The sequence below is a fragment of the Virgibacillus sp. W0181 genome (assembly GCF_051846915.1).
Taxonomy (GTDB): domain Bacteria; phylum Bacillota; class Bacilli; order Bacillales; family Amphibacillaceae; genus JBPYCR01.
The window spans coordinates 1-25,634 of the sequence record NZ_JBPYCR010000045.1; the positions used below are offsets into that span (position 1 = coordinate 1).

Below are 25,634 nucleotides of genomic sequence, written 5' to 3' on the forward strand. Positions count from 1 at the left end.
CGTGTCTCAGTCCCAGTGTGGCCGATCACCCTCTCAGGTCGGCTACGCATCGTTGCCTTGGTAGGCTGTTATCCTACCAACTAGCTAATGCGCCGCAGGCCCATCTGCAAGTGACAGCTAATGCCGCCTTTTACCGAGCAATCAGGAGATTACTCGGATCATCCGGTATTAGCTCGCGTTTCCGCGAGTTATCCCGGTCTTGCAGGCAGGTTGCCTACGTGTTACTCACCCATCCGCCGCTCGTTCCACAGGCTTCCTCCCGAAGGATTCCGCCTGCTTCCCGCGCTCGACTTGCATGTATTAGGCACGCCGCCAGCGTTCGTCCTGAGCCAAGATCAAACTCTCCATAAAAGTTTGTGCGATGATTAACACCGGTTAATCACCTTTATATCTTAGCTTGTTTCATTTATAGTCAGCTTCCTTAATAGAAAGATCTGACTTGTAGAGGAAAAACACGGAGGTGTTTTTCACTCTGACATACGAGTTGTTTTGTTCAGTTTTCAAGGAGCAACTTTTCAAATATACCATGTTATGAGATTACTGTCAACAATTATTTCGTTCCTTAATTGTTCTTTATAGAAACGAAATGGGCCTGAGTGGACTCGAACCACCGACCTCACGCTTATCAGGCGTGCGCTCTAACCAGCTGAGCTACAGGCCCCTATCATAAATAATGTAATTTTGGAGCGGGTGATGGGGATCGAACCCACGACATCAGCTTGGAAGGCTGAGGTTTTACCACTAAACTACACCCGCAAATTATAAAAAAATGAAATTGATTTAACTAGCTGTCATTTGAAGCAACGTTTCTTAGTATAACACAGCTAAATTATCGACGCAAGCATTTATTTCGATGCGGTCGAGAGGACTTGAACCTCCACGGTATCTCTACCACTAGGCCCTCAACCTAGCGCGTCTGCCATTCCGCCACGACCGCATTTATTAAATAAATTGCAAGATGGCTGATCATTTATCGAACTTTCACGCCACAATAAATGGAAGTTAAATTTATACTCATCCTTAAAACAAGTTACAGATCATTAAAGAAAAGTGAGCCATACAGGAATCGAACCTGTGACCCTCTGATTAAAAGTCAGATGCTCTACCGACTGAGCTAATGGCTCCTTTTAAATACATGGCTGGGCTACCAGGATTCGAACCTGGGAATAACGGGACCAAAACCCGTTGCCTTACCGCTTGGCTATAGCCCAACAAAAAAGTATCGTGACTATAAAATGCGTAAAGGATCCGCCTCAAACCAAGGAACAATCCTCTACGACCAAACTACCCACCAAAACACATTGCATTCAAAATGGATGACCCGTACGGGATTCGAACCCGTGATACCGCCGTGAAAGGGCGGTGTCTTAACCACTTGACCAACGGGCCATATAAATGGCGGAGAAGGAGGGATTTGAACCCTCGCGCCGCATAACGACCTATGCCCTTAGCAGGGGCACCTCTTCAGCCACTTGAGTACTTCTCCGTAATGGCTCCACAGGTAGGATTCGAACCTACGACCGATCGGTTAACAGCCGATAGCTCTACCACTGAGCTACTGTGGAATAATTATACTAAATTCCAATAAGATATGTGTTGGCACCCATTCTGATGGCACTCGATCATTGTATTCAACAACACTATCAATGTTAAGGCTATACTTCAAGATAACCCAATGATTACTGCAGAGTTATTTCAACCGTTATAATACAACTCATTCGTGCAACGTTATTTAAGCTCCTGCATTAAAAACAAAGTGTTTCATATTCTCTTCAACGTAAATGACTTGCCGATACCTAAGTTATTTTCGAAAGGAAAGTCAGCATAAATAATGACAACAAAAAATAGATTACAACATCTTATGACAAAAGTCAATCACATTTCAATTAAAATTTCGATCTAATTTCGATCTATTGAGATATTCCGTGCATCACCGTAGATCGATGCAAGATCTCGACTTAGTTTCCAGTTAATAATGAGCTTAGTTCGCGACACCATGTCGCAAAGCAGTACTAGCATTCTCTGCGCCGAACCTCAGACAGCCGCGCAAAAAAAGTGTTTATATCTTATATGGTTTAACCGTAAACAGTAATATAAACAAATTAAAAGTAATTCTGCATAAAATGCATATGCATTTCAAGTGCTTATATAATTTAACATGGAAGGTTGGAGAACGTCAACGATTTTAACTAATCAATAAAAACATTTTATATAACCGTATTTACATCCCGAAACCATCTTACCCTGAAAAAATCACACCTTGTATAGTTTCCCACGACATTTACCGCATCGATATTTTTTTACATTTATAATCCGAATCCTCTTATACTCATGTTTGCATTGTTTGCATAGATATATATGCTTATGTCTATTCATTTCAGATGGCAGTGGGGTGCAATACCTCGGTGAATTGGTCTTCTTCAGTAGTCGTTTGAATTCAGCATCACCATGTTTATACCCCTTCCCAGCAATATGCAGATGATAGTGGCATAGCTCATGTTTAATAATGCCAACAAATTCTTTCTCATCCATCTCAGTTGCATACTTAGGGTTCAACTCAATTGTCTTTCTGGCGGGGATATACCGTCCACCTGTTGTACGTAGCCGTTTATTAAAAATCACTTTGTGCTGAAAAGGTATATGAAAAAACTCCATAGATAATGAGTTTACCAGTTTATACAGGGCTTCTTCTTTAATTGTGTCCATCATTGAATCCTGCCTTTACTTATGTACAAGTAATCTTATCATAATGATAATAACTTTTGAAATGTTTCATATGTATACCTATAGAGTAGTTGTTCGAAAATCCCATGTAAAATCACTTTAAAAAATGAGTTACATTTGCAATCTCATTATCCACAGATAAGTCTTCACTACCACCAAACCGTTCGTCTCTATGACTTGAGCCTGAATTTCATTATTATCTACTCTATTTGAATGCGCTCATAAAACAACTTTTAAGTCACTTGCTGAAACTGATATAAATGGTAGTTATAAAGTTTACTACTCACGGAACAGTTCTATTATTATCATTTAGAGTTTGTTAATTGATAATATAGATCGGAAGTATTGGTAATAAAAATACATACCTCTTTATATAATTACTTCCAGAATGTCGAATTTGACAATGTATTATGTTTAATTAATACTATCAATCTATATTTATAGTAATCTAATTATTTATATGATATTATAATAATTACATTTAATAATTTAGGAGGTATCTTTATGAGTAAAAAAAATCACGAGAATAAAAAGAGACTGACGACTGCTGCGGGTGCACCAGTACCCGACTATGAAAATTCAATTACTGCCGGCCCACGTGGACCAATGCTTCTTCAGGATGTTTGGTTCCTGGAAAAATTGGCCCACTTTGACAGAGAGGTTATTCCGGAACGAAGAATGCATGCAAAAGGGTCTGGTGCATATGGAACGTTTACCGTCACACATGACATTACAAAATATACGAAAGCAAAAATTTTCTCAGAGATTGGCAAACAAACCGATATATTCCTTCGTTTTTCAACAGTTGCGGGAGAACGGGGCGCTGCAGATGCTGAACGCGATATTCGTGGTTTTGCCATGCGCTTCTATACAGATGAAGGAAACTGGGATCTAGTCGGAAACAATACACCAGTATTCTTTTTCAGAGATCCATTGCTTTTCCCGGATTTAAACCACGCTGTAAAACGCGACCCACGCACAAACATGCGGGACGCTAATAACAATTGGGATTTTTGGACCTCCTTACCCGAAGCCTTGCATCAAGTAACGATTATTATGAGCGAACGCGGTATTCCAAAATCATATCGCCATATGCACGGATTTGGCAGCCATACATTTAGCATGATTAATGAAGATAACGAGCGTGTATGGGTTAAATTTCACATGCGCAGTCAACAAGGGATCGATAATTTAACGGATGAGGAAGCAGAAGACCTTGTTGGCGCCGATCGCGAAAGTCATCAAAGGGACTTATATAACACAATTGAAGATGGAAACTATCCTAAATGGAAAATGTACATCCAAGTTATGACCGAAGAAGAAGCAAATAATATGCCGTACAACCCATTTGATTTGACAAAAGTATGGTATAAAAAAGATTTTCCTTTAATCGAAGTTGGGGAGTTTGAGCTTAATAAAAATCCGGACAACTATTTTGCTGAAGTAGAGCAGGCCGCTTTTACACCAGCCAACGTCGTACCAGGAATTAGCTTTTCACCAGATAAAATGTTGCAAGGAAGACTGTTTTCCTACGGGGATGCACAGCGTTATCGTTTAGGTGTGAATCACCATCAAATACCGGTAAACCAACCAAAATGCCCATACCACAGTTTTCATCGGGATGGTGCAATGCGAGTTGACGGAAACCATGGAAGTCTCCTGCATTACGGGCCGAATAGCTACGGTGAATGGAAGGATCAACCAGAACATAAAGAGCCTCCACATCCGATTTACGGAGATGGTGACCGTTGGAACTTCAGAGAAGATGATGATAACTATTTTGAGCAACCCGGTAAATTGTTTAATCTAATGAACGAAGAACAAAAACAGCTTTTATTTGAAAATACGGCAAGAAATATGCGAGGTGCAGAAAGATTTATTAAAATTCGCCATATTGGCCATTGCTACAAAGCTGACCCGGCTTATGGTGAAGGAGTAGCAAAAGCACTTGGAATTTCCATGAGTGAAGTAGAAGCAGCAAGCGATAAAGAATAGTTTGAAATATATATTCGGTATGGACGAGGGTTAGAATCATTGACTTTGTGTTGAAGACAAAAACGGCGGCATGTGCAAGTTTTTCCACTTGCGCATACTGCCGTTTATTTTTCATATAGAAAATTTACGCTTTTTCGCTTTGGACCATAGAAAGAGCAACTCTGCCCCGGTCAACATCCACATCTTCTACCCAAACAGTAACAACGTCTCCTACAGAAGCAATATCCATTGGGTGTTTAACAAACTTGTTTGCCATTTTAGAAATATGAACTAGCCCGTCTTGTTTCACCCCGATATCAACGAAGACACCAAAGTCAACGACATTTCGTACCGTTCCTTGCATTTCCATACCCGGCTCCAAATCTTCAAGCGCCAAAATATTTTGTTTTAGCAGTGGTTGCGGAAATTCATCGCGCGGGTCACGCTCTGGACGGCTAAGTGCAGCCATTATATCTTTTAGGGTCGGCACACCTACCCCCAGCTTTTCCACCATTTCTTTTTCGTTCACCATATTCAGTTTCTCTCGCAAAATTTCCGATCCAATATCATCCAATTCACAGTCGAGCATTTTCAGCAATGTTTTAGTATGCTGATAACTTTCTGGGTGGATTGGGGTACGATCCAGCGGGTTATCTCCGTCCAATATACGTAAAAAACCAATCCCTTGCTCATATGTTTTCGGTCCTAATCTCGGAATCTTTTTTAATTGTTTCCGATTCGAGAACTTCCCCTGCTCATTTCTTGCGGCAACAATATTATTGGCAATCGTTTTACTTAATCCCGATACATGGTGCAACAACGAAACAGAAGCTGTATTGACATTAACTCCAACTTGGTTCACCGCTGTTTCCACAACAAAATCAAGTGAATGGTTTAGTTCTTTTTGACTGACATCATGCTGATATTGACCTACACCTATGGACTTTGAATCAATTTTCACAAGTTCGGCAAGTGGGTCTTGCACCCGTCTAGCAATGGAAATAGCACTTCTTTCTTCTACTTCTAAATCCGGAAATTCCTCACGAGCAAGAGCAGATGCAGAATATACACTCGCCCCAGCTTCATTAACAATGATATAAGGAACATTAATGTCGTGTTTCGTAATGACATCTGCAATAAATTGTTCTGTCTCTCTCGATGCCGTTCCATTACCAATCGCAATTAATTCAATATCATATTTTTCAATGAGTTCCATGACAACCTTTTCTGCCCCTGCAACATCATTTCTTGGGGCCGTCGGGTATATCACATTAATGGCATGCATCTTGCCTGTTTCATCGACCACAGAAAGCTTACAACCTGTTCGAAATGCAGGATCGACTCCCAAAACAGTCCGCCCCTTTAACGGGGGTTGCAGTAATAGGTTTTTCAAGTTTTCACCGAAAACCGCAATCGCTTGTTCTTCTGCCTTTTCCGTTAACCCATTTCGAATTTCTCTTTCAATGGACGGTTGGATAAGTCGTTTGTAGCTGTCGAAAATAGCCTCTTCTAAAATATTCTTTATAGATGCTTCCGTTCTGTCTTTGACTACTTTATGTTGTAAGTAATCTGTAATTCGTTCTGTCGGGGATTGTACGGCAACCCGAAGCACATTTTCTTTTTCCCCGCGATTAATCGCTAAAATGCGGTGGGAAACCATTGTTCGAATTGCTTCCTCGTATTCATAATACATCTTATAAACGCCTTTTTCGTCCTCGACATCTTTTTTCAATTCGGTTTGAATGGTTCCACGCTTAAATGTTTCTTCACGGATATATTCACGATACGTTGCGTCGTCGGAAATCCACTCCGCTATAATATCATTCACACCGCCCAATACATCTTCCACCGTATGTAACTCATGCTCTTCAGACAAGTAACTTTTTGCCTCTTCTTGAAGTGAAAAAGATATTTGTTGTTCCCACACGCTTTCTGCCAGCGGTTCCAATCCTTTTTCCTTTGCAATCGTTGCTTTCGTTCGCCGTTTTTGTTTATATGGGCGATACAGATCTTCCACACGTTGTAATTGTGTAGCTTCATTAATCGCTGTGGATAATTCATCCGTCAATTTTCCCTGCTCATCGATCAAACGAATGACTTCTTCTTTTCTCTCAGCCAAGTTCGTAGCATACTGCCACTTATCCTGAATTAATTTGATTTGCACTTCATCGAGCCCACCGGTTGCTTCCTTACGGTAACGGGCGATAAATGGTACGGTGTTACCCTCATCCATTAGAGCAATCACTGTATCAACTGTTTTTCGATTAACACTTGCTTCTTTCGCTACCCAATGGGTAATCTCTTCATTTAGTTGCGCTTGCACGAATAGACCTCCTTCACATACGTGTTTATTTTATCAAAGATTAGGTTCATTTCCTACTTTCAATTAAAAAGAAGGCGTTTTAGGTGATAGATATTACCGAATATTAGTTTGGGTTCAATTAGTAGCACTGTAGAAAGGAGATATAAATTTGTTGGCGTGTAGTTATTTTGCTGTCAAGTGGGGTTGAGGCTTTCACTTGTAGTACTCATCAAATGACGAGCGTTTCAACCGAATCACGAGCTACTTTTAAATTTTTAAACTAAGATTTGATGACATTTTATAAAACAAAAAATAGACAGTTCACTCCAGCATAACTGTCTATTTTTTCTTATTCTACTTCTTCATAATGCATTGCAATTAACGTCGTGTCATCGTCCCTTTTTTCTTTGCTTTGTGCAGCATACATCTCTGTCACTTTCGTAACATTCTGGGTGATAAAATAATCTTGTGACAGTTCTTTATCCAGTACACCATCTGAAAACATAAAAAAAGTCATTTCAGGTTCCAAATTTTTACGTATTACTTTGAACGGTCGCTTATATCCTGACAGGTAGCCGGATTTCGGTATATTGCGTTCCTTTTTTGTATTTGTTACTGTCATAATGCCAATATTTCCGATCGATGAATATGTATAAATTTGCGCTTTAAAATCGAGCTTAAGAATCCCCAATACAACTCCGCGTTTTCCAAATAACTGGCGATTGCTGTGCTTTATTAATGAATCGACTGTCACATGAATGTTTTCTTTAATAATGTTAATGACGATTTCGGCTGATTCCTGCGCTTCCTCACCACTGCCTAGCCCGTCCACCAATACACATAAAAATTCATTGTCTGTTTCTTTATAAAAATAGCTGTCACCGCAGTAAACATTATCTTTTTTTGGTTTTTGATAGACGGAAACCTTTACTGCACCTTTCCGTTTACTCAATCAAAAACACCCACACTTTCCGATTGGATAGCTTCACGCATTTTTCTTAATGAGCGGCGTTGCAGTCTGGAAACATGCATCTGGGAAATTCCAAGAAGTTCGCCGGTTTCTTTTTGACTCATATTTTCAAAATACGTACAGTGTAGTATTTTCTGTTCGCGCTCTGTTAGTACAGGCATAATTTTTTCCAGTAGCATTCGTAAGTCGATCGTATCAAAGCCATTATCCGTATCCCCAACTAGGTCCAATATCGATACGGTGCTCCCGTCTGCATCCGCTTCAATTCTCCGATCGACAGATAGTGCTTTATAACTTCTGCCTATCTCCATCGTTTCAAGCACATCTTCTTCTGATACATCCAAATATTCCGCTATTTCCGGAATGGACGGCGAATATTGATTTTTATTTGTTAGTTCATCAATTGCTTTCCTAATTTTTGGGCCTAATTCTTTAATTCGACGCGGCACATGTACGCTCCATGTTTTATCACGAATAAAACGTTTAATTTCACCGATAATGGTAGGTATGGCAAAGGACTCAAATGATTTACCGTAAGTAGGATCATATCGCTTTATTGCCGCCAGCAACCCAATCATCCCCACCTGTACAAGGTCTTCGTGATTACTGCTGCTTTTCGAATATTTTCTAGCTAAAGATTCAACAAGGTTTTGATAAGTGAGCACAACTTTTTCTTGAACAGCTTCATCTGTTGGCTCTTTTTGCAAATGATCTATCCATTCGTATACTTCATCTTTTTCCTTATTGGGTTGTAGAGACTTGGTCATCTAACCCCACCTCTGATTCATTCAAATACTTAGTCATTAAAACTATTACACCATATTTATTATTGATTTCGACCTTATCCATTAAAGCATTAATTAAAAATAAACCAAACCCTCCTTCTCGTAAGCTCTCTACTGACTCAGAAGGCTCATACGGTCCGATTTTCCCTTTTATTTCATTCAAATCAAAACTGCCACCGTGATCCGCTACCATAATTTCCAGTCTTTGATCATAGATACCGAAACCAATCGTTAATTCTCCAGGTTCTCCTTTTTCATAGGCATGGGAGACAACATTTGTTGCAGCTTCGGAAACAGCGACTTTCAAATCTTCTATATCCTCATACGAAAAACCCATTCTGCTGGCAATTCCGGAAATACTCAATCGTATAACACCTACGTATTCTGCTCTTGCAGGAAACTTCATTTCGATAAAGTCAAATTGTGTCATTGTTCTTTCCCACCTTGAACTGTATCTTGTAAATCCATAATTTCATTCAAACCCGTAATTCTGAACAAACGAGCGACACGCTCTTGCGGATTAATCAGTTTTAAATGACCGTTATGCTCTTTCGTATTTTTTAATGCACTAATAAAAATACCAAGCCCGGTACTGTCCATATATGTGATTTCCGCTAAGTTAACTTCCACAAAGTGTTTTTCTTTTGTTGTAATAGGCAAAAGCGTCTCCTTTAACTGAGGAGCAGTATATACATCAAGTTCTCCAGAAAGATTGACCAGACTCCTATCACTATCATCTACAATATCAATCGTTAAATTCATATGTATCCTCCTTGACGATTTTTTAAAAAAGGGAAAAATAATCTTGCTTCACGAGTAATTACGTTGTAGAGTAGTACTAAGGACTTATACCCAGTTCAATTCATCATTAAACATGTTTTTTTAAAATAATTAACGTGAAGTCATCTTCCATCCTGAAATCCGGCTGATTATTAAAGTGTCGGTATACATATTCCACATGCTGCTGTGCAGGTAAATAGTCATATTTTTTTATTACGTCAAGCACTTCATCAACCTCAATAAAACGGTCGCCGTATCTGCATTCCGTGACGCCATCCGTTAGCAGGATGACCTTGTCGCCTGCAGCCAATTCTAGCTCATATTGTTTATATGTTGTATTAGGCAAAACACCAAGAACGAGTCCTTTCGTTTCCATTTCCACAAAATTGCCTTTTGCTGCATTATAATAAAAACCGGGCTCGTGTCCTGCCGATGCGAATTCCAGTTTACTTTTCTTTGGAAGATATTGCGCATACAGCATCGTAACAAACATGTTCGGATCAACATTACGTTCCACTACGCGATTTAAATTTTCAAGAATCATTGTCGGCTTCAAAGATTCTTCGTAAAAACTGTCCACCGAATATTTTATCATAGACATACATAATGCAGCCGGAACTCCTTTTCCAATGACATCGGCAATGGCAATCCCGAGTGAGCCATCATTTCCTTTGATAAAATAATGGTAGTCACCATTCATTTGATGTTTTGGAACTGATATTGCTCCAATATCGAGACCTTCAATATCCGGTTTATTCGTAGCCAAAAACGTATTTTGCATGTTTGCGGCAACTTGTATTTCCGAACGCAATGCAAACTGCTCCTCTCTCAAATCCTGTACTTCTTGATGTGCCACTCCGTAAGAAATCATTGTTTCAAGCAAAAAACTCATAGAAGCACTAATGTCCGCACTTAATTGAGGATAGAGTTCTTGCAACGCTTGAATATGTATGTTAACTATTTCTTCAGGCAGTATATTGCTTTTAATAAATGATTTACTTATTTGTTCGGCCACATATAACGCCTGCTCATCTTGTGTTTCAATATATACTTTTAATTGGTTTTTATACTCGTTTACATCAGATTGAATCGTATTTTCCACATGCACCCTCCTCTGCCCCATCGTTTTATTTTCATGCAACGTATAATTCGGGCATGTTACAGTCTACTATTCCGATTATATGTGATGGTTATAAAGATTTCTTGTTAGTTGCTGAAGGGCAGTGTTATAAAATAAATATGTTATCGTATTTTTTAGCGCAACCATTTAATTGAATTGATGGTAGTCCCTTTGTCAGATGAGTTTATTTGAAAATCGTCCATTAAACGTTTAACCCCAGGTAATCCGGCACCCAACCCTCCCGAAGTGGTGAAGCCATCTTCCATAGCTTTACTAATATCCTGAATACCCGGTCCAGCATCTTCAGCTTTAACACAAATCCCTTTACGTATTCCTTCTTCTATTAATTCAAGACAAATCATACCTTCTTCGGTATATAAATATATATTGCGTGCGAGTTCGGATATTGCTGTAGCAATTCTTGCCTGATCAACGGAACTAAAGCCTATTTCCTTTGCTATAGTTCTTCCCAATTGACGGGCAGCTACAATATCCCATTCTTTTATTATATTTACGCGGGATTGGGATGTCATTTTCATCATTCCCCCAATTCCTGATGTAATTTACTCAGGCCTTGTTCCAAATTCAAAGCGGTGGTCACATTGTTGAGGTGAATGCCTAAGTCAATCAAAGTCATTGCCACTGCTGGTTGAATTCCGGTTAATACTACTTTAGCCCCCATGAGATCTGACATTGTAACAACATCTCCCAGTACTTTAGCAATAAATGAATCTATAACATCGACGGAGGTTAGATCTACAACGACACCTGATGCACCCGTCTTATGTATTTTGTCTAACAAATCCTCCTGAAATTTGATAGCGGATTGATCATCAATTTCCGTTTGGATTGAAACGAGCAAATAATTTGATAGTTTCAGAATTGGTATTCGCACGCGATCACTCCTTATTTAAAGATTTAATTAAATTTTTGAGATCATCTGTTTCCGTATTCGTGTCAACAATTTTCCGACCTGTCATTTCCAACGCTGCCTTGAAGCCTTTTCTTAAAGAGCTTTTTGTTGGATAATTTTCCAAATCAATTCCTAGATTAACAATCGTTTGAGCAATTTCCGGACGTATGCCGACTAATATACACACACTGCCGATGAGACGTACAGCGTCAGCCGCTTGAATTATGTGATGGGCTACCATCGTATCAACAACAGGGACGCCTGTAATATCAATTAAGACAACCTCTGAATTATGTTTCATCACCCCATCCAGTAAATTTTCCATAATCAATTTGGCCCGCTCGGTGTCTATCGTTCCGACAAGCGGCATAACTGTAATGTTATCCATTACCGGAATGAGTGGTGCAGACAACTCCTTCAAAGCTAAATGCTGTAAGGACACGATATGCTCCCAGCTACTTGAGTACTCATTAACTAACTCTCGTATGATTGGTTCAACCCAATCATCGACTCTTTTCAATATAGGCATAATTTCTTCATTCTTAATTCCTTCTGATTTACTCCAGATTAAATCAATCGTTACACGACGGAACACTTGTAGCCCATCTGTAATGTAACTTAAAGGCCAACCAAGATTAATCAGCTTTTCCGAAAAGTTTTGTAGTGTTGAACCTGTTTCTTTGTTTGTAATGCTTGAGAAAATAACATTCACAAATTCCCTGTTCGTACTTTCAAATAATTCATCTGATATCGTACTTGTGTAGCCACCATTTTTTTGTAGGTCAGCAACCTCTTCCATCCACATTTGCACAATAACATCACTATTATTTATTACGATTCTCCCTACTTTCGAGTCCATCACTCACTCTACCCCCATGACATATAATAAGCTTTTAAATTATTATTGTATTAAAATACGTTACACGTATATTACCATAATAAAGATCTAAATGCTGAATAAATTGAACAAAATTTATGTGGAAATATCTTTGTTTTTTAAATATATAGAACATTTTTTTAGCATGTAAAGCAGAATTCATTACTTTTTAATTAAAAAAGACAATTAAAAAACCCCTCCTAACGAGTAAGGGGGCATTGCCTTTCTATTGATCGTACATTTCTTTGAAGCCAAGACCTAAGCTAATTTCCAAGCCGTGATCAATTTTCTTCATCATTTCTTCATCTAATTTTGTTATTTTATCAGTAAGTCGTTGTTTATCCAATGTTCTAATTTGTTCAAGCAAAATAACGGAGTCCCTATCAAATCCATAACGCTTTGCATCGATTTCCACATGTGTCGGCAGTTTAGCTTTTTGGATTTGAGCAGTAATCGCCGCTACAATTACCGTAGGACTAAATCGATTGCCTATATTATTTTGCAGGATCAATACTGGTCTTATCCCCCCCTGCTCGGACCCGACGACCGGGGATAAATCGGCGAAATATACTTCGCCTCTTTGAACGATCAAAGGCCTACACCCCGATCACAGAGCGGTCCAGCGTATTTTTAGCTTCCTCCTCCGCCAGGAAAGCCTCAGAAGATAACGACAAGTTGATTCGTGCCATCTCTTCGTAGCCTTTTTGCATGGTTTCGCGAAGCTGCTGAAAACGTTCGTACTTTTTGTGCTTCAGATGACTTTTAGTTGCCTGATAAATAAAGTCGCTTAAATCTTTATTTTCATACCTCGCCAATCCGTCCACCTCGTTTATCAGATTTTGTGGTAATCTTACTAAGATCTCCTGTAAACTCTCTGACAACACCATACACCTCCGAAGATTTCTCAACGTCCATATAATACTTATCCATTTTATCATAGCATGAAATTATAGGCTTTGCAAAAGCTTTTCCCGCATTTGAAAAAAATATATTATAATGAAAAAAGGATTTATTCGGATGAATAATTACAGATTAAATTTTTTAGAAATAATAATTCAGCCGAGAAGGTGTTTCCATTTCATATAAAGGTATGATCAAGGATTACTAAAAAGAATGATTAATTCACATAGATTCTCGGAACTCGGGCGTTGATCATACATGGAACTTCATAATTAATCGTATTTAGGCGATCGGAAATTTCCTCCATTTTAATTTCAGCATCCCCTTGTTTACCAATTAGTGTAACCATTGTACCAATTTTATACGGTTTATCCAATCGTATCATCGTTTGGTCCATGCAGATTCGACCGACAATGGGCATGAGCTTGCCGTTTACAAGTACAGAAGAACTCCGTAAGTTTCGAATCCAGCCATCACCATACCCGATGGAAATAGTCCCGATCCATTCATCTTCTTTTGTTTGATACGTAGCACCATAGCCGATAAATTCGCCTGCTGACACTTTTTTCACATGAATTAATTGACTATGCAATGAAAATGTTGGTTTTAATCGGATGGGAGTCTGTCTTTTCACCTCTTCGGAAGGATATAAACCATACATAGAAATACCGAGACGAATATATTGTTGTGTTTCCCGGGGATACATTATGGCAGCGGCACTGTTGCTCATATGAAAATCAACCGGGCTCATCCATTTTTTTTCAAAAGCAACAGTCAATTGTTTGATCCGCTCTTTTTGTTTTAAAACGTAGGTATTATCAACCTCATCTGCCGTCGAGAAATGTGTATACACCCCAGTTAAGTATATGCATTGGTTTTCAATTAATTCATCCATGATAGCAATTAATTCTGCTTCTGTTCGGATGCCGGTTCTCCCCATTCCGGTATCCCATTCCATATGCACGTTCAACATTTTTGGTAAGCGGATTTCTTTCAAAGCCTGCAGCCAGTCTATTTGATAAATAGTCAATGTAATATTTTTCTCGGATGCGATCACCGCAGCCTCTGGTGGAACCCATCCTATGACTAGAATAGGGGCATCGATATTTGCTTCCCTCAGCTCCAAAGCTTCCTCCAACAAAGATACTGCTAAATAAGCGACTCCGGACTCCAAGGCTTTTCTCGCGACTTCTACCGCACCATGTCCATACGCATTCGCTTTGACAACGGCGATTATTTTACTTGTTGGGAGCAACGTATTTCTAATTTGTTCAATATTATACCCTATTGCATTAAGATCAATCTCGGCCCAAGTCTTTCGGACCATCTGATTTGTCACGATTCGGAAGCTCCTTCCAATCACCTTACGTATAGTGAGCTATAAAAATATTAATGTATGAATTTTACTCGATAATTGCTACATTTTCAACTGGAATTGTAAGAGTTCCCTTTATTTAAAGGAATCAATTAACATCGTGGCACATTTATTCGATATTTCTTTATTAAAAATAAAATAAAACCTGGACATAACTAATAGCGCTGCTCACTACATACGAACGGTTACAGGACGGGAAATTTATTACATGTCTTCAAATGGTAGGACTATACGTAGTTGATGTGTATAAAGCGACATACCCGTATTTGGGACGGGATATCCACACTCAAAAGCAATATATCCGCACTCGGGAAAATATATCCACACTTAAAAGCAATATATCCGCACTCGGGAAGATATATCCACACTTAAAGCAATATATCCGCACTCGGGTAGATATATCCACACTTAAAGCAATATATCCGCACCCGGGAAGGTATATCCACACTCAAAAGCAATATATCCGCACTCGGATAGATATATCCACACTCAAAAGCAATATATCCGCACTCGGGAACGATATATCCACACTTAAAAGCAATATATCCGCACTCGGGAAGATATATCCACACTTAAAAGCAATATATCCGCACTCGGGTAGATATATCCACACTCAAAAGCAATATATCCGCACCCGGGTAGATATATCCACATTCAAAAGCAATATATCCACACTCGGGAAGATATATCCACACTTAAAGCAATATATCCGCACCCGGGAAGGTATATACACACTCAAAAGCAATATATCCGCACTCGGATAGATATATCCACACTCAAAAGCAATATATCCGCACTCGGGAAGATATATCCACACTTAAAAGCAATATATCCGCACTCGGGAAGATATATCCACACTTAAAAGCAATATATCCGCACTCGGGAAGGTATATACACACTCAAAAGCAATATATCCGCACCCGGGTAGATATATCCACACTTAAAGCAATATATCCGCACCCGGGAAGGTATATACACACTCAAAAGCAATATATCCGCACTCGGGAAGATATATCCACACTCAAAAGCAATATATCCGCACTCGGGAAGATATATCCACACTTAAAGCAATATATGCGTACGTATATCTTATCTAAGCAAAAAGAAAAATCCAAACGAATTCAAATTCTAATAGAAGAATTTTGGATCACCGTTAGGATTTTTCTTTGTAAGGTCATAAAGTATAAAATTTTGTGCATAGCTGTCTAACTTCGACGTACAGGATGTTCTAGTGCAGGCGACGCCACAGGACGTGGCGTTCTAAGCCTGCCAGTGCCCAGCCCCTCGAGGTCTTAAGCAATAACTCTTCGTGGCAATAACCGCCACTACGATTTCTTGCTTAAGCTATGCCTGAGGCTTACAAGGGCGCTTGCGTTTTTCTTAAATAGCTGTCCAGCTTCGACGTACAATTCTTTTCGGTGGGACGAAAGCGTAGCTACAGTCCCAATATCGAACCACCAGCCCCCGTCTGGCGCAGTCGCTACATTTCTAAGCAGAGCACTTGCGCTTTTCTTAACTAAACACTTGTGTACATGCATGTTTATTTGACAGTTATTTTACTTCTTTACCTTGCACTGAAGCCGCTACTTCAATTAATTCTTCTTTTGTTAATTCCTCACTCGCTAAATAATAGTCGATACCGTTATTTGTCCATTCAATTGCATTTTCAGACAATGCACCGATGGCATGGCCTAAGTTTACAATATCTCCCTTTACTTCTTTTGGTGAGGAGAAGGTTGGTACGACATCTTGTTTCTCTTGAATAAGGGTAAATTTCTTCTCGCCCTCAAAGGTCAAGATGACTCGTTTGCCATTTTCCAAATTCACTTCTTTCTTTTCTACTAATTCAGATCCGATTGTTTTCAGTGGGAAGATAACTTCCAATGTAGTTGCTTGTTCATCCTCCATCACTGGTGCGTTCGCTTCTTCTTGTTTATTATCCATACTTTCATCCATTTTAAAGTCAGACTCTTTAAACGATGGATCGAGTTCAAAGTTGGAAAAAGTTACTTCTACAAGAGCGTTTTTATCTTTATCCAAAACTTTTACCATTGCAGGTGCATACGTTTTTTTGTCAAAGTAAATTTCTTGATACGGCAGGTTATTGTTGCTTTGATAATTCGTTTTTGTTAAAAATACATAATGAGAATCCGTTGCTTCAAATGTTGCTTCGTTATCCTTCAATACATCATCGACTAATGATTGGTATAAATAAGGTTGACTGCTGTTATCAGGCCAATCTGTCTGAAATTTAAAGCTTTTGTTTAACGCTGGTGTCAGGACAAATACACCATCTTCGTTTTTAAGGATTACTTGCCCGCCTTTTTCATCCTTATCATTCGTCAGCGACACTCGATAAAAGTTTTCCTTTTTGTGCCACACATCAATTTCATATTTCTGTTCTTCCTGCCCTGTACTCATTTCCATAACCGCTTGTGCTTTATAACCGTCCATCGCCTCCACGTTTTCTTCCAGCTTTTTAACTACGCTTTCTTGCGACTTTTCACCACAAGCAGCTAATAATAAAATCAAGCCTAAAGAAATCATGACGATTAAACGATTGTTCCTTTTACCCATAGACATATCTCCCCTGTCTCATTTTTGTACGGAAACAACCTTTACGTTCCTTCCTGTCCGCACTAAAATATATGAGACAACCTCTTGAAATATGCAGGGCTTGTGCAACTAGTTTTCCTCAATTATCACTTGTGCAGCGGCGTATTCCTTACTATGTGTAATGGAAACAAATATTTTTTTTGTTTCGTATCTTTGCGCCTGAATCATTGGAGCACCAGTTGTTTTCCGTAAAACTTCGATATGCTGAAAGCTTAACTTTCCTATTCCACGTCCTGTTGCTTTGGCAAATGCTTCCTTTGCAGCAAATCGACCTGCTAAAAATTCTGTTTTCCTCTTATTATTTTGCAACTTCGTAAAAAGGGATAACTCACGCCCTGATAAAATACGATGTGCAAATCGATCCGTTCTATGTGAAAGCCGCTTAATTCGATCTAATTCAATAATGTCTAAACCTATTCCAATAATCATTTAATCGCGAACCTTTCGTTTTATGAAATGTACCATTATAATTAATGGGTAATAGTCATATCGTACAATAGTTGCCAACATGGGACAATAACATTGATTAGTTGATTAATATATATATAAGAAAAACGCAAGCGTCCTGGTAAGCCTCAGGCATAGTTTAAACAAGAAATCGTAGTGGCGGTTTTTGCCACGAAGAATTATTGCTTAAGACCTCGAGGGGCTGGGCGCTGGCAGGCTTAGAACGCCACGTCCTGTGGCGTCGCCTGCACTAGAACATCCTGTACGTCGAAGCTAGACAGCTATGCACAAATTTTTATACTTTATGACCTTATGGAAAAGGCACTGACCCTTTTCTTTTATAATAAATCGTTTTTGGAGGTTAAATATGTTTATTCGGACGGAAAAAAGCTTAAAAGAATTTATGAACTACTACCCCATTGTATCTGCTATCGTTATCATTAACCTGGTTCTATGGCTCGTCACGGATTTATTGCATTTATCCATCGGAATACAAATATTCCAATGGGGAATCGGGCATAATCTATCGGTTTTATACGGAGAGTACTGGCGGCTTATTACACCAGTCTTTTTGCACGGGGGGCTGATGCATGTACTATTTAATTCATTCGCATTAGTTTTGTTTGGGCCTGCACTAGAACAAATGATAGGGAGATTTAAGTTTGTTTCTTTCTATTTACTAGCCGGTCTTGCCGGAAATATAGGCACTTACGTAATCGATCCAACGTCAAACATTCCGCATCTCGGCGCATCAGGAGCCGTTTATGGTTTATTCGGCATTTACGTATTTATGGTTGTTTTCCGTAAACATTTAATTGATCAGGCAAATGCACAAATTGTATTAACGATTTTTATAATCGGACTTGTAATGACATTTATTCGACCAGGCATTAATATTTATGCCCATATTTTTGGATTTATTGGCGGGTTTGCATTAGGTCCACTCTTACTTGTGAATGCACAGCCTTTTTCCATCAGCCGAAATTATAAGAAACGTCGTTCCGATTCTATTTCCTTTGATCCGAATCGATGGGAAAAAAGACGAGCGGTGAAAAAACTGCAGAAAAATATTCTTTGGATTATCCTTGGAGTTCTCGTCTTTATAGGTATTATCAGCCAATTATTTTAATAACGGAAAAGCGCATGATTTTACTAATTGGGCTGATGAATACCATTTATTGCACCATGCGTTTTTTTCTTTTGTCTATTTGTTTGATAAGATAGACTACAATGCGAACTTTTATGAACAACTGTTTGCTGCAATAGAAAATTAATTCTAATGGTGGTGTACCAATCATGGACAGTTCCATCCTTACCAATTATGTATGGTATCAATTGTTCAATCCGATCTGGTTCATTTTGATTACCGTGTTAGCTTATTTCTACATCAAAACATTTGTTCGTTCGTACCGATTTGAAGTGAACACAAACCAGAAGCAATATTTTTTCGCAGCTATATCCCTTGTCTATATCGTACAAGGAACCCCAGTTGCCGTTGTAGCGCGCGACTACTTGTTCAGTGCACATGTGCTGCAATTGGCCATAATCTTTTTTATCGCTGTTCCTTTATTTATACTAAGTTTACCACCTGTATTTATTCGCGGTTATTTCTGGAATTACAAAATGAAATTTATGATTAAAATTCTTGGTCACCCTTGGCTTACAGCGATAGCGTTTAACGGATTACTGACGATTTATTTGTTGCCAACTGTTTTTAATATGTTAAAAGAAAATAGTGTGTTACTCATTCTGGCACAAGTTATTCTTGTCATACATGCGTTCTTCATGTGGTGGGTTATTATTTCCCCTGTGCCGGAAGTAAGTAATACAGCTTATTTAACCCGGGTCGGTTATATATTTTTTACATCAATCTTATTAATGCCAATTGGATTCTTCTTTCTTGTCGTTCAAAAAGCACACTATCCATTTTATGAGGCGGTTGCCGGTGATTTACTTCCGGTTATGACAGCCATTTATGACCAACAGCTTGCCGGGGGACTGTTAAAAGTGACTCAATTGGGAAGTTACGCTTACGCTCTACTTTTTATTGTTAGAAGCTGGGGGAGAAAAGAAGAAGAAAAAGAAGGACAAGTCGATGATGCAAACATCCGCGTGGCCCGCGGAGTAGTAATCCATTTACATCATAAAAGAAAAAAGTAAAAAGACCGAGACATTACCAAAACACTACATTTCCAACTGTTGCAAAGAAAAATCCGAACGAATCTAAATTCTAACGAAAGAATTTTGGATTTCCGTTCGGATTTTTTGGCTAAAACACCTTTTTTCGCTTCTGGAAATGCATTTCATACTTCATACCCTTAGCCCATTTTTACAAACGGTAGGAATACCATTCTTGTAATTTAGAGGCGTCTTTTTCATCCATGTCTTTTAACGTATAGTGGGTTCCTGCTCCAAGTGATCCAATGATGGAGAATGTTACGGTTGCCAATCGTTGTATTTTTTGAACCTTATGCTGTTTATCTTCAAATGCTTGGATTCGACGATGATACATAAGCATTTTCACTTTGCTTAGTGCACGCATTTGTATGGTTATCCGCTTGTTTTCGATTACGTATCCTGCATCCTTATAGCGTAAATAGCCAATTAGCAAACTAAGGATCAGCAACGCAATCGGTATCCAAATAAATGCCGGAAAGAAATAAGCAACGGCTGCAGTGATGATAATAAGCAAAATAGATGAGCGCAATAAATAAAATTTTGCGGCTCTTGCTGGCAACGAATTTAATGGTGCGGTCGAATTGGCATAAGTCGGTAAATAAGTTTGGAGAAATTGTTCCACTTCAGATTCTTTCATAATTGGAAACAGTACCGGAAAATCTTCCCCCTTGTCCAAAGAACCGCCGGCGACAACTGCAAATAAGGTGACAAACCCGAACGGCTGTCGGATCATGTTTTGCTTCATTCCAACGGCTTGGATACGTTTTAACGGAATGGTCAGTTGTTTCTTTTCCAATAAACCTCTTGTAATAAAAAGTTCATCTTTATTTTTGGTAATCGTAAAATTCCCATATTTAATCATTGTACCTGCAATACCAAGTAACCAGACCAAAAGAAGTAAACTAAAGATTAGCCCAACAATAAATATTATACTTAATCCAATCACCCAAGTGACAGTATCTTCAAAAAAGCTTTCGGGGATTAAATTGTCCAACTGCTGCGAACCTAATGCAACAATAGCCAAAATGACGCCAATACTGCCAGAAGTCGTCCCGGCAATAAATAATCGCTTGAACAAAATTTTTTCAGACGGTTGTTCCTTTTTCTCATGCGTATCTTCTGTTTCGGTCGCTGTATTACTTGATTTCAATTCTCTTCGGATTCGTTCCCCTCCACTCCGTTTAACGGCGCTTAACGACCCTTCAGCACCATCTCCCGACCCTGCCGTTTCAATTTGTACTTTGACAAGCTTAAACATCCGATGGAGAACATTTGCCGTCAAATCAATTGATTGGATTCGATTCTTAGAAATATACCTTTTTTTACGAATGAATACGCCATGTTCGATCCTAATCTCATCGTCGAACACTTGATATGTAAACCGCCACCACGAAAGAATGCTCCCTATCAAAAACAATAAAATAATAGCTACAACACCTAATATAACATACATAAACGCTTGGTCTTTTAAACCGAAGAATGCAGCTGCAAATGCAACAATAAAATGCCGGATAAAAAAGACGAGGTTGAAAATGATAGCTATCGGGTGCAGTCGCTGCTCCTTAGACATCATCTTCATCCACCTTTGCCAGTGTCGAAATTCGATCCCGTAGATCCGATGCATCTTTCTCCAGCAAAGCAGGGATTTCATGCGTCGTTGCTGCAGTCGAAATCGTTACCGTTGCCAACCTAAAACGTTTTAAAATCGGGCCTTGTTTCGTATCCACGTGCTGAACCCGGAGCATAGGCACCAATGTCCGTGTAACGATCAATATTCCGTGCTGGATATAAATTTCTTGTTCGAAAATTTCATATCTCCATCTTCTATATCGCAGCTTGGGAATCAATATAATCATTAAATATATTTCAAGTAATCCAACACCAGCTGCGATGAGGCTATACCACAAGGGAATCTCATATATATATGATAAAATAAATGCGGCTATCGTCAGCAGCCAAAAAAAGCCCACATAGATAGATGCCGTAATCTTCCATGCTTTTATCGCGTCGACTGCGATATTGTTTTTCGGCGGTAATCTCATAATAAACCCTCCATTTCTAAAACTTATCGTATCATAAACGCTCCATTCATGAATTAATTTTACTATTATTTTATAACTTGTATACTTGGATCGTTATTGCTGTTCAAAATAAAAAAGCTCTATCCGTTTAAATAGAGCTTCTTTCCTTTACGATCATAATATTATGAATTAACGGGTTCTGCGTTTCTGAAAATTCCCTTTTCTGTTACGTCCGCCGCTTTGATTGCGTCCCCCTTGATTTCTTTTACCATAAAATCTTTTTCCTTCCGGTCTGCGTTTATTGTCTCTACCGCGATGGTTGTTTTTCACGCTGACTGGTTGGATGGATGAAATCCGAACCGGAGTGTTTTTACGTTCTTTTGTTAACAGCTTTAAAGCAGCTGAAATAACAGTAATGGAATCATTGTCTTCCAACAGTTCATTAGCGGTTTCGTGATACGTTTTTAAATCGTTCTTTTCAATTGTTTTCAGTATTTTATCAACAGTCATCTGCTGTTGACCGCGCTGTGCCTCTTGATTGGTAGGTGGCATAATTCGCTTCATTTTACTTTTCGTTGTTTTTTCAATTAACTTCAAGTGGGCCACTTCACGAGGTGTTACAAAAGAAACTGCTTCCCCTGTACGACCAGCTCGTCCCGTACGGCCAATACGGTGTACATAACTTTCCGGATCTTGCGGAATGTCAAAATTATATACGTGTGTTACACCGGAAATGTCAAGTCCGCGAGCAGCAACATCTGTCGCTACAAGCACTTCGACACGCCCGTTTTTAAATTTGTTTAATACGGACATCCGCTTTCCTTGCGTTAAATCACCGTGAATTCCTTCTGCACGAAAACCTCTTGCTTGCAGCCCTTCCGTAATTTCATCAACACGTTTTTTAGTTCGGCTGAATACGATGGCCAAAGTTGGAGCATGAATATCAAAGTGATTTGTTAACGTATCGAATTTAAATTTTTCTGGTACTTCAACAAAAAATTGATCAATGTTTTCAACGGTCATTTCTTTTGCTTTAACTTTGATCTCTTTTGGAGTTTTCATTAAGTTTGTTGCAATGTCACGAATTTCTTTTGGCATCGTAGCGGAAAACAAAAGCGTTTGTCTTTCTTCAGGGATGCCTTTTAAAATATCGCGAATGTCATCAATAAAGCCCATATTCAGCATTTCATCTGCTTCATCCAATACAGCGAGTTCTATATTTTCCGTCCGTATTGTTTTTCTGCGAATATGATCCAGTAATCTTCCTGGTGTAGCAACAACAATTTGAGGTCTATCCTTTAATGCACGAATTTGCCTTTCCATATGTTGTCCGCCATATACCGGTAGAGCTCGAATTCCTTTATTTCTTCCCAATCGATTAATCTCTTCTGCCACTTGAATGGCTAGCTCTCTCGTTGGCGCTACAACAAGTCCTTGAATCTTCCGGGCATTTCTTTCAAATTTTTCAATCATTGGTATTCCAAAAGCAGCTGTTTTTCCTGTTCCTGTCTGTGCTTGTCCAATAACGTCTTCCCCTTGCATTGCATAGGGAATCGTTTCCGCCTGGATCGGTGTTGCTTCTTCAAATCCCATTGATGTTAAAGATTTTAATATAGGATCTGATACTCCTAATTCATTAAATGTAGTCACTATTTTGTCTACTCCTTTTTCTTTATGAAAATTTTTGCTTGTCTCCTATTTTTCCTGGACTCTAAGGAAATTCAAGGATTTGACAAGTAGCGCAGACAAATCCTTCGTATATTTAATTACCCTTGTTATTTTATTGAAAAACGTCCAAACTTCCTTAAAGTGCTTAGAAAACGTAGTATAAATACCCGATAAATTACTATTCAATGCCTTATTTCTATACATTCCAATAGTGAAAAAAAGGCTTCTACCATGAACATGGTGGCCTCTTTACGAATCGAGTGCATATGATCTGACAGCTATACTAGTATAGCATAAAACAGGATCAGATATCCACTTGTTCGATTAAATGATTTTTTTGAATGGGCATGATAAGATAAATACGTATCGTAACATTTTTGCGTTGATAAACAGTAATGTATGAAATTTAGCGCATAGCTGTCTAGCTTCGACGCACACGATGTGCTAGTGCAAATCTTTTCGGTGGGGCGAGCATTTACGTGCAGCCCCGGGATGTTGCGCTTTTAGCCTGTGAGGACGCTAGCGCTTTTTTTAAAAGGTAAGAAACCACCATGGCTCGCCTTGAGCGAGCCACCATCTATCATGAAAATGAATTTTTAATCTTGATTGGGAGTATACCTTTATTATTTAATGACAATACAGTTAATAACAATACGACCAGATCGAAAATACAATGGTGGATCCTCAAAAGGGATTACCCCGCGTAAGAAACTGGTTGTGGCAGTACAGAAGTACCATCTATTGTGACTTGATCACGTATACAAAAATTTCGCAAGAAAACTACTGTCATTTGTATTGTTAATTTGATGATGAGGTGATTCTCCCATGGAAGCAATGATTGAGAGATGTGCAGGTTTGGATGTGCACCAGGAAACAGTGGTCGCTTGTGTCTTATATGGTCCCTTAGACAAACGACCAAAAAAGTCCATCGAATCTTTTTCAACATCTACAAAAGGTTTATTAAAACTAAATGATTGGTTGACATCGATGAAAGTAACGGATGCCGTGATGGAAAGTACGGGTGTTTATTGGAAACCGGTATGGAATATTCTCGAAAATCACTTTCGTCTTGTGCTTGCCAATGCCAAACATGTAAAGAATGTCCCGGGAAGGAAAACGGATGTTAAAGATGCCGAGTGGTTAGCCAAACTATTACGAAGCGGACTCATTGAAGGTAGCTTTGTCCCACCTGAAGATATTCGGGATTTACGGGACCTTACCCGTTACCGTAAAAAGCTGGTTAATAACCGTACGGCTGAACAGAATCGTATCCATAAAATTCTTCAGGATGCCAACATCAAACTTACTTCTGTTCTATCTAATATTTTTGGTAAATCGGGGCGTAAAATATTAGAGGCCATTATAAATGGTGAAAAAATCGAAGTGAAGGAACTTCAAAAAATGGTGCATAAGCGTGTAAAGGCCAGTCTAACAGACATAGCGGAATCCATCAATGGTCGAATTCGCCGTCATCATCGGGATATGCTTCGCTATCATTGGGAACACATGATATATCTGGAGAAAACATTGAGAAACTTAGAAGAACAAATCGACCAATGTTTAGAACCCTATCGGAAAGAAGTAGAGCTTCTTGATACCATTCCTGGTGTAAACAAGGATTCAGCCGCTGTATTTGTTGCCGAGATGGGTGTTGATATGTCCGTCTTCGATAATTGTCCCAAACGTGCTGCATCGTGGGCAGGTGTAAGTCCAGGGAATAATGAAAGTGCCGGAAAAAAAAAGAACACAAAAGTGCCAAAAGGGAATAAAGCGTTAAAAACGACGGCAATAGAATGTGTATTAGGCACATCGAGACAGCATAATCGAATAACCGCACATCGAAAAAGAATAGCCAAACGACAAGGAAAGAAAAAAGCAAATATGGCTTCGGCACATTTACTTTTAACCATTGCTTTCAATATTTTAAAGACAGGAGAACCTTATCATGAACTGGGACCAAATTATGTACAACAGCACCATAAAA

22 protein-coding genes, 8 tRNA genes and 1 rRNA gene are annotated in these 25,634 nt (G+C 39.0%); 4 read left to right on the forward strand and 27 right to left on the reverse strand.

What is annotated here, in order from left to right; all coding sequences use genetic code 11:
* The 10 genes from ACLIBG_RS14040 to ACLIBG_RS14085 all read right to left on the reverse strand — a co-directional run.
* Positions 1-351 (reverse strand): 16S ribosomal RNA (locus tag ACLIBG_RS14040); the annotation flags it as partial.
* Between the two features lie 236 nt (positions 352-587).
* Positions 588-661, reverse strand: a tRNA-Ile gene (locus ACLIBG_RS14045).
* A 21-nt stretch (positions 662-682) separates the two neighbouring features.
* A tRNA-Gly gene (locus ACLIBG_RS14050) sits at positions 683-756 on the reverse strand.
* A gap of 98 nt (positions 757-854) precedes the next feature.
* Positions 855-937 (reverse strand) — tRNA-Leu (locus tag ACLIBG_RS14055).
* A 114-nt stretch (positions 938-1,051) separates the two neighbouring features.
* A tRNA-Lys gene (locus tag ACLIBG_RS14060) sits at positions 1,052-1,124 on the reverse strand.
* Positions 1,125-1,136: 12 nt separating this feature from the next.
* A tRNA-Gln gene (locus tag ACLIBG_RS14065) sits at positions 1,137-1,211 on the reverse strand.
* A gap of 106 nt (positions 1,212-1,317) precedes the next feature.
* Positions 1,318-1,389 (reverse strand) — tRNA-Glu (locus ACLIBG_RS14070).
* 7 nt (positions 1,390-1,396) lie between these two features.
* Positions 1,397-1,486: transfer RNA gene (locus ACLIBG_RS14075), tRNA-Ser, on the reverse strand.
* Positions 1,487-1,490: 4 nt separating this feature from the next.
* Positions 1,491-1,565, reverse strand: a tRNA-Asn gene (locus ACLIBG_RS14080).
* A 688-nt stretch (positions 1,566-2,253) separates the two neighbouring features.
* Positions 2,254-2,706, reverse strand: a complete 453-nt coding sequence (locus ACLIBG_RS14085) for a SprT family protein (protein ID WP_439313400.1) — start codon at positions 2,704-2,706, stop codon at positions 2,254-2,256.
* A gap of 522 nt (positions 2,707-3,228) precedes the next feature.
* Between ACLIBG_RS14085 and ACLIBG_RS14090 the strand changes: the two genes are divergently transcribed.
* Complete coding sequence (locus ACLIBG_RS14090; protein ID WP_439313401.1) at positions 3,229-4,719, forward strand: catalase; 1,491 nt, start codon at positions 3,229-3,231, stop codon at positions 4,717-4,719.
* Between the two features lie 124 nt (positions 4,720-4,843).
* Here ACLIBG_RS14090 and ACLIBG_RS14095 read toward each other — a convergent pair whose 3' ends face one another.
* The 14 genes from ACLIBG_RS14095 to acpS all read right to left on the reverse strand — a co-directional run bounded on the left by ACLIBG_RS14095 (position 4,844) and on the right by acpS (position 17,765).
* Positions 4,844-7,021, reverse strand: a complete 2,178-nt coding sequence (locus ACLIBG_RS14095; RefSeq protein ID WP_439313402.1) for a Tex family protein — start codon at positions 7,019-7,021, stop codon at positions 4,844-4,846.
* A 328-nt stretch (positions 7,022-7,349) separates the two neighbouring features.
* Complete coding sequence (locus ACLIBG_RS14100; protein WP_439313403.1) at positions 7,350-7,952, reverse strand: SpoIIE family protein phosphatase; 603 nt, start codon at positions 7,950-7,952, stop codon at positions 7,350-7,352.
* Complete coding sequence (sigB, locus tag ACLIBG_RS14105; RefSeq protein WP_439313404.1) at positions 7,949-8,737, reverse strand: RNA polymerase sigma factor SigB; 789 nt, start codon at positions 8,735-8,737, stop codon at positions 7,949-7,951. Before sigB ends, ACLIBG_RS14100 begins: the two co-directional genes overlap by 4 nt.
* Positions 8,712-9,185 (reverse strand): anti-sigma B factor RsbW, encoded by a 474-nt coding sequence (gene rsbW / locus ACLIBG_RS14110; protein ID WP_439313405.1) that lies wholly within the window; start codon positions 9,183-9,185, stop codon positions 8,712-8,714. The genes sigB and rsbW overlap by 26 nt, the downstream gene beginning before the upstream one ends.
* Positions 9,182-9,517, reverse strand: a complete 336-nt coding sequence (locus ACLIBG_RS14115) for an STAS domain-containing protein (RefSeq protein ID WP_439313406.1) — start codon at positions 9,515-9,517, stop codon at positions 9,182-9,184. The genes rsbW and ACLIBG_RS14115 overlap by 4 nt, the downstream gene beginning before the upstream one ends.
* 106 nt (positions 9,518-9,623) lie before the next feature.
* Positions 9,624-10,637 (reverse strand): PP2C family protein-serine/threonine phosphatase, encoded by a 1,014-nt coding sequence (locus tag ACLIBG_RS14120; RefSeq protein WP_439313407.1) that lies wholly within the window; start codon positions 10,635-10,637, stop codon positions 9,624-9,626.
* Between the two features lie 152 nt (positions 10,638-10,789).
* The gene (locus ACLIBG_RS14125) at positions 10,790-11,188 is read right to left on the reverse strand and encodes an anti-sigma regulatory factor (RefSeq protein WP_439313419.1); all 399 of its coding nucleotides are present in this window, start codon (positions 11,186-11,188) and stop codon (positions 10,790-10,792) included.
* 5 nt (positions 11,189-11,193) lie between these two features.
* Positions 11,194-11,550 (reverse strand): STAS domain-containing protein, encoded by a 357-nt coding sequence (locus ACLIBG_RS14130; protein ID WP_439313408.1) that lies wholly within the window; start codon positions 11,548-11,550, stop codon positions 11,194-11,196.
* 4 nt (positions 11,551-11,554) lie between these two features.
* Positions 11,555-12,427: an RsbT co-antagonist protein RsbRA gene (locus tag ACLIBG_RS14135; RefSeq protein WP_439313420.1), complete on the reverse strand. Its 873-nt coding sequence runs from the start codon at positions 12,425-12,427 to the stop codon at positions 11,555-11,557.
* Positions 12,428-12,671: 244 nt separating this feature from the next.
* Positions 12,672-13,037 carry a type II toxin-antitoxin system PemK/MazF family toxin gene (locus ACLIBG_RS14140; protein ID WP_439313409.1) on the reverse strand — a complete coding sequence of 122 codons (366 nt, stop codon included), beginning with the start codon at positions 13,035-13,037 and terminating at the stop codon, positions 12,672-12,674.
* 4 nt (positions 13,038-13,041) lie between these two features.
* Complete coding sequence (locus ACLIBG_RS14145; RefSeq protein WP_439313410.1) at positions 13,042-13,326, reverse strand: antitoxin; 285 nt, start codon at positions 13,324-13,326, stop codon at positions 13,042-13,044.
* Between the two features lie 236 nt (positions 13,327-13,562).
* Entirely contained in the window at positions 13,563-14,684 is a 1,122-nt protein-coding gene (gene alr / locus ACLIBG_RS14150) for an alanine racemase (RefSeq protein WP_439313411.1), read from the reverse strand.
* A 1,587-nt stretch (positions 14,685-16,271) separates the two neighbouring features.
* Positions 16,272-17,297: a LolA family protein gene (locus ACLIBG_RS14155; RefSeq protein ID WP_439313412.1), complete on the reverse strand. Its 1,026-nt coding sequence runs from the start codon at positions 17,295-17,297 to the stop codon at positions 16,272-16,274.
* Between the two features lie 108 nt (positions 17,298-17,405).
* The gene (gene acpS / locus ACLIBG_RS14160; protein WP_439313413.1) at positions 17,406-17,765 is read right to left on the reverse strand and encodes a holo-ACP synthase; all 360 of its coding nucleotides are present in this window, start codon (positions 17,763-17,765) and stop codon (positions 17,406-17,408) included.
* 385 nt (positions 17,766-18,150) lie between these two features.
* Here acpS and ACLIBG_RS14165 point away from each other — a divergent pair, with 385 nt between their 5' ends.
* Entirely contained in the window at positions 18,151-18,912 is a 762-nt protein-coding gene (locus ACLIBG_RS14165) for a rhomboid family intramembrane serine protease (protein WP_439313414.1), read from the forward strand.
* A gap of 167 nt (positions 18,913-19,079) precedes the next feature.
* Complete coding sequence (locus ACLIBG_RS14170) at positions 19,080-19,943, forward strand: cytochrome c oxidase assembly protein (RefSeq protein WP_439313415.1); 864 nt, start codon at positions 19,080-19,082, stop codon at positions 19,941-19,943.
* Positions 19,944-20,112: 169 nt separating this feature from the next.
* On the opposite strand, the gene ACLIBG_RS14175 is transcribed toward ACLIBG_RS14170, so the two are convergent.
* From ACLIBG_RS14175 to ACLIBG_RS14185, 3 genes are all read right to left on the reverse strand, one after another.
* On the reverse strand, positions 20,113-21,531 hold the full coding sequence (locus ACLIBG_RS14175) for a PH domain-containing protein (protein WP_439313416.1): 1,419 nt from the start codon (positions 21,529-21,531) through the stop codon (positions 20,113-20,115).
* A complete protein-coding gene (locus ACLIBG_RS14180; protein WP_439313417.1) occupies positions 21,524-22,003 on the reverse strand; it encodes a PH domain-containing protein in 480 nt (159 codons plus the stop codon). The genes ACLIBG_RS14175 and ACLIBG_RS14180 overlap by 8 nt, the downstream gene beginning before the upstream one ends.
* 168 nt (positions 22,004-22,171) lie before the next feature.
* Entirely contained in the window at positions 22,172-23,632 is a 1,461-nt protein-coding gene (locus ACLIBG_RS14185) for a DEAD/DEAH box helicase (RefSeq protein ID WP_439313418.1), read from the reverse strand.
* 843 nt (positions 23,633-24,475) lie between these two features.
* Between ACLIBG_RS14185 and ACLIBG_RS14190 the strand changes: the two genes are divergently transcribed.
* On the forward strand, positions 24,476-25,634 hold a 1,159-nt coding region (locus ACLIBG_RS14190; protein ID WP_439312659.1), incomplete at its 3' end, for an IS110 family transposase.